The sequence below is a fragment of the Microseira sp. BLCC-F43 genome (assembly GCF_041929235.1).
In the GTDB taxonomy this organism is placed as follows: Bacteria; Cyanobacteriota; Cyanobacteriia; order Cyanobacteriales; family Aerosakkonemataceae; genus Microseira.
Genome location: NZ_JBHFNP010000159.1, coordinates 1 through 16,740, shown reverse-complemented (window position 1 = coordinate 16,740; position 16,740 = coordinate 1). Strand labels below are relative to the sequence as shown.

Sequence of the window (16,740 nt, the reverse complement as noted above, 5' to 3'; positions counted from 1 at the left end):
TTGCTAATTGCTAATCGAGTATTTTTCGTTCCATTAGCCATTAGCCATTAGCCATTACAGCGTATCAGGATCGATTCCCCTCGCTCTCAATTGAGCTAATAATGCTTCCCGCAACTGACGCTCTTGTGCTGCTTGCTCTTCGGCGGCGATCGCTTTTTGTTCGGCAGCGATCGCTTTTTGTTCGGCGGCGGCGGCGCGTTCATCACCAATTAAGAGTAAATTGCCTTGCATATCCCACCAGCGTAACCAAAGTCGCGTCTGGTTTTGATAAGTTCCCTGCCAAACTCCTAATTCTACCTCCAGGGGCGTAATCGGATAGTGACCCCGTTCGTTTGGAGTCATTTTTTGATAATTTGCTTCGATCAGGTGGTACATTTCCAAACTGCCATTTTTGACTTGGAAGATGCCGTAAAAAGGAATCCGCATAATCGTTTCATACACCCAAAATTTTCCGGGTTTTTGCACCTCTCCGCTAGTAAAAATACGTAATTGTGTTGTATCTTTTTCTTCACTGCCATCACCAGAGGCAAATTCTAGGGCAATAGTTGGGGTAATAAATTCTCGCCACAATACGTAGGAACGACGAACGACACCATCGAGGTCAGGAGGTACGCCAAGGACGCAAAACCAATCTGGAGCTTCAGCACCTTTCTCTGGTGGGTCGGTTTCTCGCCAGTAAATGCCGCTGTCTTGTCCGATACAATATTGTCCATCTGGTCGCAGTCGCTGCAAAACAGGGCCAATTGAGTCGGTCAAAATAATGCTTTGGGGATGTTCCTGAAAATTTTTCACAAACGTGCCATCCGACTCTGGGAGTTGGGTATGGTCTGGAAAGCTAGGAGGAAGATCGAGTTGGGATGCTGTCTCAGTCATCTAAAAATCCTCGGAAAGTGTGGAAACCGTGTGTATGCGCGACCACGGAGGAACACGACGCGGCGGTAATAAGAGCAGTCACAATTAATCCAGTTGAGCGTCGGATCAACTGAACCTTGTTTTTACTGAACTGGCCTAACCGTTTCCAGTTAGAGTCAGAGACAGAAACTTGTTTTTCCGTGTCGCCGCTAACCCAGCCGCAACAAGTCTTTTTGCCTTGGGTTGCGATCGCTAAATCGCCTTTCCTAAAGCCATGTCGGGTAACAGTACCGCCATACTTTCTTCTCACTCCACCCTTGGATGGAATCATGAGGTGTAGCTGACGGCGCGATATTGGCGGGCGTCGGATTACCGCAAAAATGGCTGGCGTAACGGCTACCTCTCCTTTCCATCCCATCGTGTATTGGTTGATGATGCTGTAATGGATAAAACTACTGCAAGCTAGCGCCACACCATCTACTGCATGGGTCGCAGGTATCGCATCACCTTTGGCGTGTTTTTGTTTTACCAGTCTTAATTGCGTGCGAATATTTGCAGTTTTCCAACCCTCGACTTGATGCACCTTTCCGTATACTTTCAAGTTTTCCAGTTGCCACAATTGACCTACCATAACGGGACTAAAACCTTTGTCCCCTCTGGCTTTAACAATTTCGTAAGCAATATCGGTGACAGGGTAAATAGCAGCTAATTCCTTGACAACTCTCAACTCTAGTTGGCGGTTAGCCCGGATACTAGGAGGAAGTTTATTTTGACGACGATTATCAAATCTAGTTTGACGATGAGCGCGTTTACTATAAGGTAGCTTGCGATTAATTCGCCGTCCTCTACGTCCACGTCGCATCATTGCTCGTTGGGACATTCGTTCTTTAACCGTCTTGAATGGTAGTTGCAGGTGAGCCATCCACAGGGTGAATTTGGATGATTGAACACCAACGCCAGTAAACAGCTTGCCAGAATCAATCCCAACAGCAATGGGCTGTTTTTTCCGTCCCGATGGTTCAGCAACTAATCGAACATAGTAAATACCTAAGTCTGACCAATGCTCTGTTGCTTTACCCTCTTTTACCCAGCGTCTAGCACGACTAGGTAAGGTAGGCATCGCTGGTGAATTGTCTGGGTTTTGTACTGGTACTCGCATCAGAGATAATCCTTCGAGTAAAGTTGTTAGTCCCCTTGCTCACCTAACCCAAAATGGCTTGCCTTTAAGCAACACCGCGACAAAACGGTTTAGAGATAATCCAGACTGGGGAAGTATCTGGAAGTCTGTATCAGGGTTAGGCTCACGAGCTATTCACCAATTAATCAGGTATTTGTCTACCCAATCTCCGTCTCTGAGCGAGCGGAGAAGGTGAAACTTCGACAGGGAAATTAAGTTCAATTCTATCGTGACATCCTCCCACACTTCCCTTACGGGTAAGTGTAAGCTCTCCAATCCTCACGAACTGGCATTCCTGGTTTTTCTTCCGCCCTTACGGGAAGAAGGTTTCGCCTCTGACCTAGACTGACTACAAGCAGCCCCCGGCAGACCGACTGCAACAGGCTCTTTCGATTCGCCACAGTCCCTGGCTACTAACTGTTTTAAACCCCGCAACCGAATGACTTCAGCCGATGCATGGTCACTTCGGAGTCTCATAACCACATCCACTACACTTATGAGTTCGCTCGGACAATTCTTTTTTGCCTGTATGCGCTGCACATTTTGGACAAGTTTGAGATGTTCCCCTTTTCAAATTTGGTTTTTCGCTTTTATTTGTAGATATCGGTCAACTAATTGCTCGCTAATTTGATTCGCGGGTGCATCTAAAACTAGCACTCCTTTTTGTTTCAATTGGGCAAAAGCAATTTGACGTTGGGATAATAAATCTAAGGCGACGGCGCGGGTGTACGCTCTGGCGCTAGCTTCTTTCCCCTCAAGATCGACAGGACTATGGGCTAGCTTATCAACCTGCGGGTCGCGCAACGTGACGCAAAATGGCAGATAGCGGGGCGTAAGTCGTCCCAAGGCGGCGAGAAGTTCGGCAGATGCGGTAATATCGACAAAATCCGTCATTAAAACCACTAAAGCCCGCCTTGTTTGTTGATTGACCAATTTCGTCACCGCACCGACATAATCTGGTTCTAGCAAGACTGGTTGAATCGGGGTCAGGCGTTCAATTAATTTAGAAAGTTGGTGCTGACCGCGTTCGGGCGCAATCCAGGTACTCACTTCCCGGTCGAATACTCCTACGCCTACTCTATCTCCTCGGTTTAATCCCGCTAGCGCTAGGGATAAAGTAGCATTTAAGCCCCAATCAAATCGCTTTAGTCCCTGTACCCGTGCGGTCATCAAGCGCCCTCGATCCAATAAAATAATCAAGGTTTGCTCTTGTTCTGGTTCTAGGACGCGCACTTGTAACGATGCGGAAGGGGTTGCTCCGAAACGGCGGGCGCTGGCTTTCCAATCGATAAAACGCGGGTCGTCTCCTGTACGATATTCTCGCAATTCGGCAAATTCCGTACCGACGCCCATGCGTCGCGCTTGGCGCATTGTGCCGGTGTTTTGTAATGAGAGGCGAATTGATAGTTGTTTGAGTCCGATTAAGTCTGGATATACGGCTACTTTGGTGCTGGCGGGTATTTTCCAATCGTTCCACGCTAAACCCCATATCCCCAACTGGCGCAATTGAATATCTCCCCAAGCAAACTCGCCCCGCTGGAGGGGACTGGCGGTGTAAGTTAATTCTTTGGTGGTATTGACAGGAAGGGATGTTTGTAGTTTGGGATTGGATACCCAAAAATCGGCGGGGTAGTAGTCGCGGATGGTAATTATAGCTGGGCGATTTGCTGATGTGATGGATAGGGTAATGGGGTTTTCCCTGCCGATGGAAAGTCGGGAGAGGGGAAGTCGGGCGATCTGGACGCGGTGGGGGCGCGATCGCACTCCATCTATTATCATCAGTCCTAGAATTATGCCATCGAAGATTAGGGTGGTGGTGATACCGATATTGATGGTGGAAAGGGAGGCTAGTATGGGTGCGATCGCTAATCCTAAGATTAATAATAAGTAAACTCGTGGGGAAGGAATCATTTTATTGAACCGCAGAGACACAGAGGACGCAGAGGTAAGAGGTAAGGAGAGGTTGTTTGTTTTTCTGTTTAATTTTGAATTGAAGGTTAGGGAGATGTCTATGAGAGAGATTCTGCAAAATTACCGTGCTGGTATCGCAGTTTATGATGGCTGTCACCCGCCTACTATTGTTTCTCAGTGGGAGGCGTTTAAGAATGAAATGTTGGAGTTTTTTGAGTCTCCTAGTTTGTCGGAAGTTTGGGATGTTTTACACTCGGCGGGGCGATTGTTTTGGAAGTTCACGGGGATTCCTCTACAATTATTGGCTTGGCCTACTGTTTGCAAACATAGTGAGCGATACGCCCTTCGCGGATCTATGCGCAGTCAGCGTAATTGTCAGGGTAATTGTCGTCTAGTTTGATAATAATTTGTGACATTTTTAAGCGTCCCTATGTACGGTTTCTGGTGAAAAAGCTGGCAGACAAATGGCTATGTATTCTGCACCTTCTTCTTCTGGTGTGCTGTAGCGAATCCATTCACCTTTGTTGGCAATTACTGCTTGTCCGGCGCGAACTTCGATAAAGCCGCTTTCGTATTCAACGCGGAGCATTCCTTTAAGAACTATGGTGAATTCGTCGAATTCGGGGCGCTGTCCTGGTTCGATCCATCCGCTGGGGGATTGCATGTGAGCAATGCTAGCTGTTTCGGTTTTGCTGTTGACTCTACCGATATATTCGTCGATTAGTTTGGGTTTATTTCCTGCTGCTTCAATCCGGGTGGGTTTTTCAATTAGTTGGGGCATGGTTGTTTACCTTGGTACGGGGATTTGGGTGAGTAAGGAAGCAATCGCGGCATCAATTTGTAAGCCGTCTAGTTGTGATTCTGGTTTTAGTATTAATCTATGGCGTAACAGGGGCGCAGCTACTATTTTAATATCATCTGGGGTGACAAATTCTCGTCCTGATAGCCATGCTTGTGCTTTACTGGTTTGTAACCAAGCAACTGCGGAACGGGGAGATGCACCTAAAGCTAGGTCGGGATGTTTGCGGCTGCGTTGGACTAATGCTAATAGATAATCGAGGATTTTTTCGTCTACTTGAATGCTGCTGACTGCCTGTCTCGCTGCTAAAATATCTTCGACTGTGGCTACGGGTTTTAACCTGGCTAAGTCTAGGCGTCTGGATTGAAATCCAGCTTGACGATTTAATAACATTTGTTTTTCGGCTGTAGCATCGGGATAATCGACTATCAGCTTGAATAAGAAGCGGTCTAATTGGGCTTCTGGTAAGGGATAAGTGCCTTCAAATTCTAAGGGATTTTGGGTGGCAATTACCCAGAATAGTTCGGGAAGGGGCAAGCTTTCCCCATCCAGGGTTACTTGCTGTTCTTCCATTGCCTCTAAAAGTGCTGCTTGGGTTTTAGGCGGTGTCCGGTTTATTTCATCTGCTAATAGTATCTGGGTAAATATGGGGCCTTTTTTTAATGTGAATTTGCGGGTGTTTAAATCAAAGATATTGATGCCGATGATATCAGCGGGTAAAATATCCGGAGTTAGTTGAATTCGTCGATATTCTGATTGCAATAGGGTTGCCAGGACTTTGACTAACAGGGTTTTTCCCGTTCCCGGTACGCCTTCTAAAATTACATGTCCCCCAGCTAGAAGTGCCACCAGCATCTGCTGTACGAGGGTAGCTTGACCGACGATAACTCGGTTAAGCGCTTGACTGAGGCGATTTAATACGGTTAATGCGTCATGGGTCATGGGAATTTTAGATTTGAGATTTTAGATTTGAGATTGCAGATTTTCGGCTGATTTTAGATTGCCGATTTAATATAAATCTAAAATCTGCAATCTGCAATCTGCAATTACCTAGAGTTACGGATTTTTTGCCATTGTTCTAACCAGGTTAGCAAGTCTCGTTCTCCAATTCGACGTTTTTTAGATTGCCGTTGCAAAACTTGTTCTAGTTCCGTGGCGGGACGACCTGTTTGTTGTACCCAAGCTGCTACTAGCGTTTCGGGTGAGAGCAGGACTGACCCTAATCCCAAGGCTTGTTGTAATTGTAGTTGTTCTTGTTTCCCGATTACCTCGATTACGAATTCTCTGCTTTCGGCTTTTTGCAAGACTCCGGCTAAAGCTTTAATGTATGCTTCGCTATTATCAACGCTCGGTGCTGCAACGGAAATGGGGGGTCCCAAACGCCGGTTTTTTGCCAACACCAGGACTAAAAGGATAACGCCTGCTTGCACCAGTGCGGGGAATAAGGGTGTGTTGGCGAGGTAAGTTACCCAGTCTTTCCCGTCTTCCTTAGCAATGACTTCTTTATCTTTATAGCCGTGGATATATTCATCTACCCAAACAGGATTTTGGATTGCTAATTGGTAATTGCTAATTGCTAATTGGTAATTGCTAATTGCTAATTGCTCTCCCGCTCCTCTGCTCCCCTGCTCGCCTGCTCCCCTGCTCTCCCGCCGTCGTGCTCCCCTGCTCACCTGCTCCCCTGCTGCTAAAGTTACCAGTGAGGCTAGAAATTCAAAGTTACCCGCTTCGTCTTGATAGGCGTTGGCGGCAAGGTGAGGTGTAGTAGCAAAAATTACTTGTCCTTTTCCTAACTTTTGTTGCCAAACGATCGCACCAAAGTCATCGCTCAATCTTTGCTCTTCTTCTTTACCCAGTTTTTGCCGCCGCCTGGTTTCAATTTTCACCCTACCTGCGGCACTTTCTTGTAAGGTACTAAAGGATGCTTCGGTTACTGGACTTCCCACGCCCAATACTACTAAACTATTGCCTTTCTCTACCCACTCGCGCTCTTGCGAGTAAAGCCATCCCCTTCCCAAACCGCTGTTGACGCGCAATAATGTCATGGGATATCTGCTGTTGGGGAACTGGTCAAAGGGTTTTTGCCATCGCTTTACAGGTGTTCCCCGCTTTTCCATAAAGGCGTACCAAGCTCCATATCCATCGGGAGCGCGACTGTAAGTCGAACCGCTTGTAGTCCGATTACCTGTAGTCGGAGCCGCAAACAGCGTCAGTAATATTATTGCTGTTATTGCGATCGCCAAGATCCATATCCAACGTTTTTTCATCATTCCACTGCGGTTTTCAGTTGTGGGTACCACGGGGTAGGGACACGGCAATACAGATAAGTTGGTTTAAGCTGGAAGATCAATCGTGGCTTGTCCCTACATTACCTCTACCCCATCCGAATCAAAACTGCTGCAATCGCCTTTTTACCATTAGCCATTAGCTATTAGCCATTAGCACTCGGAATATCTAGGTATGCTTGCTGGCACTGCTCAAATGCTTCTGGGGTAATTTCCTCATTGCCAAACCACAGTCTCTCGTGGGTTTGCAGTAAAATTTGATACGAAGCGTGCTGGGGTAATTCCTGAGTGAGTTGGATATACTCGCCATCGGTGCGACTGGGTTGGTGGGGGACAATGCCGGTATCGTTGAGTTGCTGCAACATTGCCATATAAAGCGCCCTTGCTGCCTCGCGGTAGTCGCTTTGGCGGTATAATTCACGCGATCGCAACAACCAAGTTTCTGCTGTTAGTTCGCTTTCTGGCACAGTTGTCTGTCTGCCTGGTTTTAAGTTTAGCCAGTTCCAGTACGGCTGCATCTGTGGCATCAGCCACAAAACTAGCCGGATCAAAACCCATCCCAGTATCGCCCAAAATGCTACTCGCACTAACAGCCAGGTTAGTGAGTTTAACCACTCAGGGGTGGATACATTCGGTAGATTAGGCAGTCTGGGTCGAAGTTGAGACAGTTGCAACTCTAACCACTCGCCTACACGCTGCTGGAGTTGCTGAAGTTGCCAACCTAAGTTAGTTTTTTCAAAGGCATTTGTTGTCATGAGGTATGGTGAATAAGTTTGGTTTTACGAACCTAATTACCATTTTCCCCACTATCCGCCCATCAGGGGATGACAACAGATTGACAGCGAAAGCGTCCTTTTTCCGCGCCAGATGCCGTTCCCTTACTACTTTCTCTCCCTGGATGTCACAAAGTTTCCACATGACGATCTACTTTTACAAGGTTAACGAGCCTTATGGCTGTTTTTCTAATTTTTCTCCCCACGGTATTCACATCCACGGTCAATATTGGCCTACTGTGGAGCATTATTATCAAGCGCAAAAATTTGTCGGCACTAACCACGAACCTATTATTAAAGTGATTCACGGGGTTAAGACGCCGGAGGAAGCTGCTTCCCTGGGACGCGATCCGGTTCGCCAAGTCCGTCCCGACTGGGAAGATGTCAAGCTTCCCCTGATGCGAGAAGCCGTTCTCACCAAGTTTCTCACTCATCTAGATATTCAGGCTATTCTCCTGGATACTGGCGATCGCTTGCTCGTCGAAAACTCGGCTACCGATTACTATTGGGGTTGTGGAAAGGATAAAACTGGTCAAAACCATTTGGGAAAAATTCTCATCAGCGTTCGTCAAGAAATCCAGCAACGTTTGACTGGCTTGATCTAAGCCACGCTTTCTCTAACGAAAGTCGCCTCTAGTTGATCCTGCTGGCGATCTCGTCGAATATCATCCACTTCCCGTCAATATCCCTTCCCCCCAGTTGGGATTATTATATTTCTTTACGAAAAAGTTAGGAATTGCAGGTAATATATTAAAATAATCTTTGCTCCAATCCACGCAAGGGCTTTGAAACCCCCTTTCCCTGGTTTTACTCTGGGAAAATAGGCGAGTTGTACCCGCGGCTTCCTTGTTACTTGCTGCCACGCCGGAATTCAATGCCCTGCTGCCATCGCATATACCCCAGGTTTATTATTTCAGCCAGCAATAGGTCAGCGGCTGAAAACTCTGATGAGTTTAGGCAACTCTATAGCAATTTTTATGAAAAAGTTAAAAATTTATTAAGAAGAAATGGGAATGGGCAGAGTAAAAATTTATAATAGGCACAAAAATTTTGTGGATATAAAATGAATTTAACAGGAAAAAACCAAGAAATGCAGCCAGGGATTAACCAGGAAACATTGCTGCATCGGATGACGAATCGGATTCGTCAATCTTTAGAGCTACAAGAAATATTAACATCAACGGTAGCGGAAATACGCGATTTCTTGGCTACAGATCGGGTGATGGTTTATCGATTTAATAACGATAGCAGTGGCGAAGTAATTGCCGAATCGATCGATGGAAATCGTCTACCATCCCTGAAAGGTTTGAACTTCCCGGCAGACGACATTCCACCAGAAGCGCGGCAGATGTTTCTGTTGGCACGCCAGCGCACGATTGTAGATGTAACAACGCAGCAGATCGGTTTAAGTCGCTTAGATTGTCCGGAAACGGGGACGCCCCACGCGCCGGAGCATATTTGGTACAGATCTGTAGACCCCTGTCACGCAGCTTATTTGACCGCAATGGGGGTGCAATCTTCGTTCATCGTGCCCATCCTGCATTATGACATTGGCAACGCCCAGGCGAAGCCGCAACTGTGGGGGCTGTTGGTATCGCACCACTCAGAGCAGCGAAGGATTTCCGAAGCAGAGGTGGAAGTCGTGCAACGGGTGGTGGATCAGGTATCGATTGCGATCGCCCAAAGTAACCTGTTATCTTCCACCCGCTCCAGAGCGACGCGAGAAGCAACGGTGAACCGAGTCGCTACCCTATTGCACGACTGTCCGACGATTGAATTTCAAGCGGCACTACAAGCAACCGTCGCCGTGTTTGGCGGGGCAGGAGGCAGGCTTTATATCCAGGCACCTGCCACCCATCCTGAAGTAGTAAAATCGACCGAAGTAGAAGTTTATACCTGGGGCGAAGGTCCGGATTTAGCGAAATTGGGACTGGGGGAGCCGATCGAACAACACCCCGACTGGCAGGAAGTCAGCGGATATTGTGCAACGGCAAAACGAGGAATTCGCCCCAGCGCGATCGCCGACTTGTATAAAGTAGCCCGATGCGATCGGCTCGCCCCCAGTTTTGCGGATACTCAAATCAGGGGTTTGCTTGTCGTCCCCCTAGAATATCGGCAACAATTTTTGGGATATCTCAGTATTTTCCGCAAGGAAATCGATACCGAAACTCTGTGGGCGGGACAGTTCGATCCGGATGCGCGACAACAGTTTCCCCGGCTTTCGTTTGAAGCATGGCGACAGTTAAAAAAAGGCCAAGCTCGCGAATGGACGCAAGAAGAAATCGAACTGGCAACGGCGTTGGGGTATCAATTTGCCATGGCGGTGCAGCAGTATCAGCTGTATCAACAGGTACAACGGCTCAATAGCAATCTGGAACTTCTGGTGCAAAAGCGCACCGCTCAATTACAACAATCGTTAGACTTTGCCAAAGTCTTAAAGCAAGTCACCGACCAAATTCGCAGCACCTTAGAATCAAAAACGATTCTGCAAACGATCGTGCGCGAGGTGCGAGCTTTATTAGATACAGACCGAGTCCTGATTTATCAATTTACCGCAGAAACCCAAGGCGAAGTGGTGGTAGAAGCGATCGCAGGCAATTGGCCTTCCGTGTTGGGTGTAAAAGCGCCAAAAGACTGCTTTCCACCAGAATACGTCCCAAGTTATAAAAACGGGCGTGTAGGAACCATAGAAGATACAGCCAATGCCAATATAGCCGCGTGTCATTCAGAGTTTTTGCAAAGCATTCAAGTGCAAGCCGACCTGATCGTACCGATCAAGCGGGGCGAGGATTTGTGGGGATTGTTAATTGCCCACTCTTGTCGCGCTCCCAGAGTATGGACCGCAGCGGAAATCGAAGTACTGCAACAACTGGCAGATCAGGCAGCAATCGCGATTTTGCAAGCCGAACTTTACGAACAAAGCCGCGACTTGGCATTAAAAGAGCAGGCGAAAGCACAACAGCTAGAAGCCGCCCTAGATGAGCTACAACATACCCAATCGCAACTGATTCAAACCGAAAAAATGTCTTCCTTGGGACAACTCGTCGCTGGCGTCGCCCACGAAATCAACAACCCGGTTAATTTTATTTTCGGTAACATCAACTATGCCAGCGAATATACCCAAGACTTGCTAGATTTGCTGCACCTGTACCAAAAGTACTACCCGGAACCCCACCCGGAGATTTGCGATCGCATCGAAGAAATCGAGCTGGACTTTCTCGAAGAAGACTTAATTAAACTGCTCGCTTCGATGAAAGTAGGAACCGACCGCATCCGCCAACTCGTATTATCTTTGCGTAATTTCTCCCGTCTCGATGAGTCGGAAAGAAAGCCGGTCGATATCCACGAAGGAATAGAAAGCACCCTGTTAATTTTGCAACACCGACTCAAACCCAAAGCAGGGCATCCGGGCATTCAAATTATCAAAGACTACGGCAACTTGCCCCCTGTCGAGTGCTACGCCAGTCAGCTCAATCAGGTATTTATGAATATCCTGAGCAATGCGATTGACGCCTTAGAACAGTCAGCTATTAGCTCCAGGAGCTATTCGGTTGAGGGTCAAAAAACTGCGACTCCCAAGATTCAAATTAGCACCGAAGTTATCGATCGCGAAAAGGTAAGAATCTGCATTGCTGACAATGGATCTGGAATGCCACCACATGTTCAAGCACGGATATTTGACCCATTTTTCACCACCAAGCCGGTGGGTCAAGGAACCGGGTTAGGACTGGCTATTAGTTACCAGATTGTGGTCGAGAAGCACAAGGGCTTACTACAGTGCCTGTCCCAACCAGGTCGGGGTACCCAATTCCAAATCGAAATTCCCCTACGAGCGTCAGTGTTAGCCTCTACAGGGAATAGGCAGAGTGCAGGTGAGCAGGTGAGCGGGTGAGCTTCAGGTGATGGGGAGCTTCAGGTGAATGTACATTCCAATTCCCCTCTGCACCTGGAGCCCCTCTGCACCTGGAGCCCTTATTTCTTAGGTGCTGAAAGCTGACGCTTCCATTGCTCAATCGCGGCTTTGGCTTTTGGATATGCCGGTGTGTTGTTGGGCACTAGAGACGCGGTTTCAATCGCTTGATTGATAAATCCTTCGGATGCCCTAGACTGAGCCAGGTTCAAAATACTTTGACTCCATTGGTTCGTCAATTGCTTCGCTTCGGCAGATCCTGGTTCTCCGGCGGGAATTTGGCGCACCAGGTCGATCGCTTGGTTGTAAGAAGAAGCTTGTCCGGGTTGAACTAATTTTTTAGCGGCTTGCAGGGTATTTCGGTTCGTTTGCTGCTTCTTGGCTGCGCCGCGCCAGAGGGCAATTAACTTTTGAGCTTCCTCGTGAATTGGCTGATCTTTGGGCACCAAACTCGCGGCGGCGATCGCTGCCTCAAAATTCCCCTTTTCGGCTCGCCCTTGGGCTGTCTCAAAAATCACTTGACTCCAGCGAGCGATCGCTTGTTGCGCTTCGTCGTACAGGGGTTCCCCCGGTTTGATTTGGCTCGCTAACCCGATGGCGCGACTAAACTGAGCCACCTGATTAGATTGCAGCAAGGTTGTCGCCTGTTTCAGGCGAGCTTGATTGCGCTGTTCCGGCGAGCCTGGGTCTGATAAAGTCGGTACCGTTCCCCGATTCGAACCCGCACCTTGGCGAGCCGCTTCCCTACCCCGTCCAAAAATACTCACTAATACCAGCAACAACAGCAGTACGCCACCCGTCCACAGCAGCAGTCGTTGCCAGAACGACCCTTCCCTTGCTGTTGCCACATTTCCTGCTGGGGCGGGCGTCGGTTGACCCGATGCCGGGGCAACTGCTGGCGGGGCTTCTGCAAACCCTGGCTCAGATCGGTTTAAAGCCTCCTCGAAGGGGTTCTGAGCGCCTGAAGCGCCTGGGATGGTGGAAACGTTTTGCATGTGTTGCTTCACCGCTGCCAGGGAGGGGCTGATGGTTGCAGCAATCACGCCTCCCTCCTGTGCTTGGTGCTGGTTTCCTGCCGAGTTTGCATTTACTGCTTGCCCGTTATATGGTATAATTCCCCTATCCATATTTTCTGGAGGCTGCACCACAATCGCCGGGTCTTGACGAGGCAACGAGTACTGTTCGCTTAAAGCAGGCAAGCGTCCTCGCAAACTCTCGCTTAGGTCTGCCAGGGTTGTACCGGCGCCGGTTCGCAGGGCTTCAATTAGCGACTGGGCAAACAAACCGTGATGCAGATCCGCAGCTTCTCCGGCGCTTTGGTTGGGTTGGCAAGAAAGCAGCGTGGGAATTTGCATATCCCGTGCCAATTCGAGGGTTTGAGTACCCGTTCCCACACCAACGCTCGTGAATGGAGGATGCTTGATATCGAGCAAAACCAACGGCATGACGGCGGGGTTGGTTTTGAGCCCCTCAAACAGCGAGCGCACGGCTATGCCGGTGTTGGCAATGTTCGCCGCGTTACCATCAATCGGCATCAGGTAGTCTTGTCCTTCCCAAGTGACGCCATAGCCGCTAAAAAAGCACCAAACCACATCTCCGGCACCGAGGGGCGACCCCGAGCCTTGCCCATCTTTGCACAACCAGTCAATCCATTTTTGTAAATTTGCTTTACTGGGATAGGTTGACTGACCCTCCACAAACGGCGAGGTGTCGGTCAACAGCAGACAGCGATCTGGCATAAAGCCTGTTTTGCCTACGAGATAATTCCACAGCGCCTGTGCGTCTGCTTGGGCGAAATTTAAAGGCTGGAAGTGTTGATATTGATTAATACCAATTGCCAGCAGCCAGTGATTGCTCATCCGAAATAACCCCCTGTCGATGGTGCCAATTGATTGATATAAGAAGCTAGCAGGAATTTAGGAGTATAGTAATGCGAATTGGGTCTTATGGTTTAGCGGCTTGGCTGGGATTGGGCGGTAGCATATGCTTGGTGAGCGATGGGATCGCGCCAAAGATTGCACAAGCTTATACCTCTCGCGTCAACGTTATTTTGGAACGCCAGCCAAATGAATCATACGACACTTTGGTACGCCGCGCCGAAGCCGTTGCCAGGGCGGCTGCTCAGCGCAGCTTCGACAACGACATTTTGGCGACGGCAGCGGAAATTATCATTACAGGTCAGCATATCGGTTTATCAGCGCCAATTTTAACTTTGACCGTCAGTCGCGAAAACTGGAGGAGTCGTCCCGATGCGCGACGCTGGTCTACTTATTATCCCAACTCGAAGCAACTCTTGAGAATAGATGACCCCGTCGTTGCGGCTACTCCTGCTCAAGGTAGGCAAAGACCCGAACCAACTTTAGGCACGGGGGTGATTCAATCCACTTTGAGGTGGTCTACAACCGACGACCTGGACTTAGAAATTATCGATCCCAGCGGTCAGCGAGTGTTCTTCCAGAACAAGCAGGTAGCATCGGGCGGTCAACTCGACGTGGATAGCAATGCAAACTGCCAGGATACCATCACCAATCCGGTCGAGAATATCTTTTGGCCTCCCTCCGGCGCGCCTCCGGGTAATTACGTAGTCAAGGTGAATCTTTACCAACGCTGCGCCACAAGGTCGGGTGCGATTCCTTTTAGGTTGAGGTTGCTGGTGGAAGGGAGAGAACAGAATATCACGGAAAATGTGGATGATAGCAAGAAAACCTTTGAAATCCCCTTCACCCTGGGTAGGGGAGCAACTCCCGCACAACCCGCCTCACCCGGTAATGCCGCGCCTGCTGCCCCTGCTGCCCCTGCTGCCCCTGCAAATCCTAGCTCAATGCAGCCTTCAACCAATACCAGACCAATTAATCGCGCCAGGGTTGTCCAGCAGCGGATAAATAACCGTTCCGGGACTCGCTAGATCGGACGCGCAACATTTCCCAAGATCGGTCTACAGGCTGGGAGCGTCTACGCCATAATGCAGATTAGAGTCACATAGCCCAGAGCTACGGTAAAGAAAGAGGACAACCAACCCGCGATTTACTGGCGCGTTGAAGGCAAGAATTATGTGGCAGTCTAAATATTTGGCGCTCGCTCCGTTAAGTTTAGCGGCTTTACTAGGATTGGGAGGCAGTGTCTGGCTGGCTAATGGTGCGAAAGCACAGCCAGTTTCCCAAGCCGATACCGCTCGCGTTAACCTTTTCCTTAACCGGCAACCCAATGAAAGCTACGATACCTTTATCCGCAGAGCCGAGGCAGTCGTAACAGATGCCGCTATTCGTACCTTTAACCAAAACCCTTCTAGCAGAGCGGTTGCAGTTACCGTTGTCGGGCAAAATGAAGGTTCTGCTGCACCGATTCTCTCTTTAGAAGTCAATCGTCAAGACTGGGCGCGCAATCCCAGTCCCCAACGCTGGGCAACCTATTTTAAGAGTGCCAGATCTCTTTTAAGGCTTGATAACACCGCCGCGAATACCCCCAATGTTGCACCCACTACGGCAACACCCCTTGGAACTCCCGGACAAGCGATTCCTAATGGCACCGCCGTACCGGGAAATGGACTCGGACAAGCACAAGTTATACCTAGTGGGGCTATAGTGCCAGCGGGGCTTGTGTTAGGACAACAACAAGTGCTACCCAATGGCACCATCGTTGTACCTACGATTGTGCCGGGACAAGTGCTACCCAATGGCACCGTCGTTGTACCCGGAACTGTGCCGGGACAATTGGCTCCCAATGGCACAACAGGTACTTCCGGCACCCCCGGAACGACTAATTTCGGCAATACCGGCACCCCCGGAACGACTAATTTCAACGGTACTACCGGCACGCCCGGAACCACGAATTTCGGCAATACCGGCACGCCCGGAACCACGAATTTCGGCAATACCGGCACGCCCGGAACCACGAATTTCAACGGTACAACTGGCACCACGGGCACCACGAATTTCAACGGTACAACTGGCACCACGGGCACCGGGAATTTCAACGGTACAAACGGCACCACGGGCACCGGGAATTTTAACGGTACAACTGGCACGCCCGGAACGGGGAATTTCAACGGTACGAATGGTTCTACCGGCAATGGGGGCATTCGCCGCAATTTCTAAAATTCCGTACCAAGGAAGTTGAAAATGTTTTCTTCCCCAATATCGGGTAGTGGCGATGGGGTAACGGGAAACCTCAGCGCCCACTACCCGATCCAACTTTGACAGGACTTAGGCTTGGGCGACCTAGAAACTTTACGCAGAAACCCGGTTTCTTTGCTTAAGTCCTGTTTGAGCCATGTGGGGAGTCCAAGCATTGAGCTAAAATAGAAAGGTTGTCCAATTTTCCAAGATCGTCATGGCGGTTCCTAAGAAGAAAACATCTAAATCCAAACGGGATAAGCGCAGAGCTACCTGGAGGCATAAGGCAGCAATTCAAGCACAGAAAGCTCTGAGCTTGGGCAAGTCGATTTTGACTGGGCGGTCTAAGTTCGTGTATCCGTCTAAGGAAGAAGAAGACGAGTCTGAAGAATCTTAGATGTGGGGCGCTTCGGTTTGACCAACCCGGTTAATTTTTCCGTTCGCTGCCCGATAGCTGATTCTGTTACAAAATGTAACAATGGATGCTGAGATGACCAAAAATAATGGGATACAAGCCCCGCCCTTTAACGTAGTGTAGGGCGGCTTTTTATTTAATCTTGATGCGTGAATAAAGTTGTGTTTGTTTATTCACTATGATATAATAACTTGATGATAACAGTAAACTACGAGTACAAACTTAAACCGAACGCGCAACAGATAGAGACTTTTGAATCGTGGCTTAATGTCTGTAAAAAAGTATACCTACAATTTAGCCCTGCGAGAACGTAAGGATTGGGTCAATTATCGTAAGGGATCTGTTAATTCATGTAGTCTAGTTTGTGAATACATTATCCCGGCGGATGCTCCCAGACCAACTTACGCTTCTCAGTGTAAAGCCTTAACATCAGCTAAAAAGATGTATCCCGAACTCCAGTTGCCACATATTCATGTTTTGCAGCAGACCCTAAGACAATTGGAAGC

At 48.8% G+C, this 16,740-nt stretch carries 16 protein-coding genes and 1 pseudogene; 8 read left to right on the top strand and 9 right to left on the bottom strand.

Annotated features, from left to right (window positions below; genetic code table 11):
• Window positions 1–54: 54 nt before the first annotated feature.
• The 4 genes from ACE1CM_RS22685 to ACE1CM_RS22670 all read right to left on the bottom strand — a co-directional run bounded on the left by ACE1CM_RS22685 (window position 55) and on the right by ACE1CM_RS22670 (window position 3,940).
• Window positions 55–873, bottom strand: coding sequence for a Uma2 family endonuclease (locus ACE1CM_RS22685; protein ID WP_374880612.1), 819 nt, complete (start codon window positions 871–873; stop codon window positions 55–57).
• Window positions 866–2,011, bottom strand: coding sequence for an RRXRR domain-containing protein (locus ACE1CM_RS22680; RefSeq protein WP_374880610.1), 1,146 nt, complete (start codon window positions 2,009–2,011; stop codon window positions 866–868). Before ACE1CM_RS22680 ends, ACE1CM_RS22685 begins: the two co-directional genes overlap by 8 nt.
• Window positions 2,012–2,489: 478 nt before the next feature.
• On the bottom strand, window positions 2,490–2,603 hold the full coding sequence (locus tag ACE1CM_RS22675; RefSeq protein ID WP_373872822.1) for a zinc ribbon domain-containing protein: 114 nt from the start codon (window positions 2,601–2,603) through the stop codon (window positions 2,490–2,492).
• Window positions 2,600–3,940: a DUF58 domain-containing protein gene (locus ACE1CM_RS22670; protein WP_374880608.1), complete on the bottom strand. Its 1,341-nt coding sequence runs from the start codon at window positions 3,938–3,940 to the stop codon at window positions 2,600–2,602. Before ACE1CM_RS22670 ends, ACE1CM_RS22675 begins: the two co-directional genes overlap by 4 nt.
• A 100-nt stretch (window positions 3,941–4,040) precedes the next feature.
• Between ACE1CM_RS22670 and ACE1CM_RS22665 the strand changes: the two genes are divergently transcribed.
• Window positions 4,041–4,340, top strand: coding sequence for a hypothetical protein (locus ACE1CM_RS22665; RefSeq protein ID WP_374880606.1), 300 nt, complete (start codon window positions 4,041–4,043; stop codon window positions 4,338–4,340).
• An 18-nt stretch (window positions 4,341–4,358) separates the two neighbouring features.
• Here the strand turns inward: ACE1CM_RS22665 and ACE1CM_RS22660 are convergent, their stop codons facing one another.
• From ACE1CM_RS22660 to ACE1CM_RS22645, 4 genes are all read right to left on the bottom strand, one after another.
• A complete protein-coding gene (locus ACE1CM_RS22660) occupies window positions 4,359–4,721 on the bottom strand; it encodes a cupin domain-containing protein (protein ID WP_374880605.1) in 363 nt (120 codons plus the stop codon).
• A gap of 6 nt (window positions 4,722–4,727) precedes the next feature.
• Complete coding sequence (locus ACE1CM_RS22655) at window positions 4,728–5,681, bottom strand: AAA family ATPase (RefSeq protein ID WP_374880603.1); 954 nt, start codon at window positions 5,679–5,681, stop codon at window positions 4,728–4,730.
• A gap of 104 nt (window positions 5,682–5,785) precedes the next feature.
• Window positions 5,786–7,009: a DUF4350 domain-containing protein gene (locus tag ACE1CM_RS22650; RefSeq protein ID WP_374880601.1), complete on the bottom strand. Its 1,224-nt coding sequence runs from the start codon at window positions 7,007–7,009 to the stop codon at window positions 5,786–5,788.
• A 161-nt stretch (window positions 7,010–7,170) separates the two neighbouring features.
• Window positions 7,171–7,779: a DUF4129 domain-containing protein gene (locus ACE1CM_RS22645; protein WP_374880600.1), complete on the bottom strand. Its 609-nt coding sequence runs from the start codon at window positions 7,777–7,779 to the stop codon at window positions 7,171–7,173.
• A gap of 161 nt (window positions 7,780–7,940) precedes the next feature.
• Between ACE1CM_RS22645 and ACE1CM_RS22640 the strand changes: the two genes are divergently transcribed.
• The gene (locus ACE1CM_RS22640; protein ID WP_374880664.1) at window positions 7,941–8,402 is read left to right on the top strand and encodes an NADAR family protein; all 462 of its coding nucleotides are present in this window, start codon (window positions 7,941–7,943) and stop codon (window positions 8,400–8,402) included.
• 458 nt (window positions 8,403–8,860) lie between these two features.
• Window positions 8,861–11,689: a GAF domain-containing protein gene (locus ACE1CM_RS22635; RefSeq protein WP_374880598.1), complete on the top strand. Its 2,829-nt coding sequence runs from the start codon at window positions 8,861–8,863 to the stop codon at window positions 11,687–11,689.
• Between the two features lie 80 nt (window positions 11,690–11,769).
• Here ACE1CM_RS22635 and ACE1CM_RS22630 read toward each other — a convergent pair whose 3' ends face one another.
• Complete coding sequence (locus ACE1CM_RS22630; RefSeq protein ID WP_374880596.1) at window positions 11,770–13,566, bottom strand: caspase family protein; 1,797 nt, start codon at window positions 13,564–13,566, stop codon at window positions 11,770–11,772.
• A gap of 71 nt (window positions 13,567–13,637) precedes the next feature.
• Between ACE1CM_RS22630 and ACE1CM_RS22625 the strand changes: the two genes are divergently transcribed.
• The 5 genes and pseudogenes from ACE1CM_RS22625 to ACE1CM_RS22605 form a co-directional block, all read left to right on the top strand.
• A complete protein-coding gene (locus ACE1CM_RS22625; protein WP_374880594.1) occupies window positions 13,638–14,612 on the top strand; it encodes a hypothetical protein in 975 nt (324 codons plus the stop codon).
• Between the two features lie 145 nt (window positions 14,613–14,757).
• The gene (locus ACE1CM_RS22620) at window positions 14,758–15,801 is read left to right on the top strand and encodes a hypothetical protein (protein WP_374880592.1); all 1,044 of its coding nucleotides are present in this window, start codon (window positions 14,758–14,760) and stop codon (window positions 15,799–15,801) included.
• A 235-nt stretch (window positions 15,802–16,036) separates the two neighbouring features.
• Window positions 16,037–16,216 (top strand): 50S ribosomal protein L32, encoded by a 180-nt coding sequence (gene rpmF / locus ACE1CM_RS22615; RefSeq protein ID WP_374880590.1) that lies wholly within the window; start codon window positions 16,037–16,039, stop codon window positions 16,214–16,216.
• A 212-nt stretch (window positions 16,217–16,428) separates the two neighbouring features.
• Complete coding sequence (locus tag ACE1CM_RS22610) at window positions 16,429–16,548, top strand: helix-turn-helix domain-containing protein (protein ID WP_374880588.1); 120 nt, start codon at window positions 16,429–16,431, stop codon at window positions 16,546–16,548.
• A pseudogene (locus ACE1CM_RS22605) lies at window positions 16,502–16,740 on the top strand (RNA-guided endonuclease TnpB family protein); the annotation flags it as partial. The gene ACE1CM_RS22610 and the pseudogene ACE1CM_RS22605, both read left to right, overlap by 47 nt.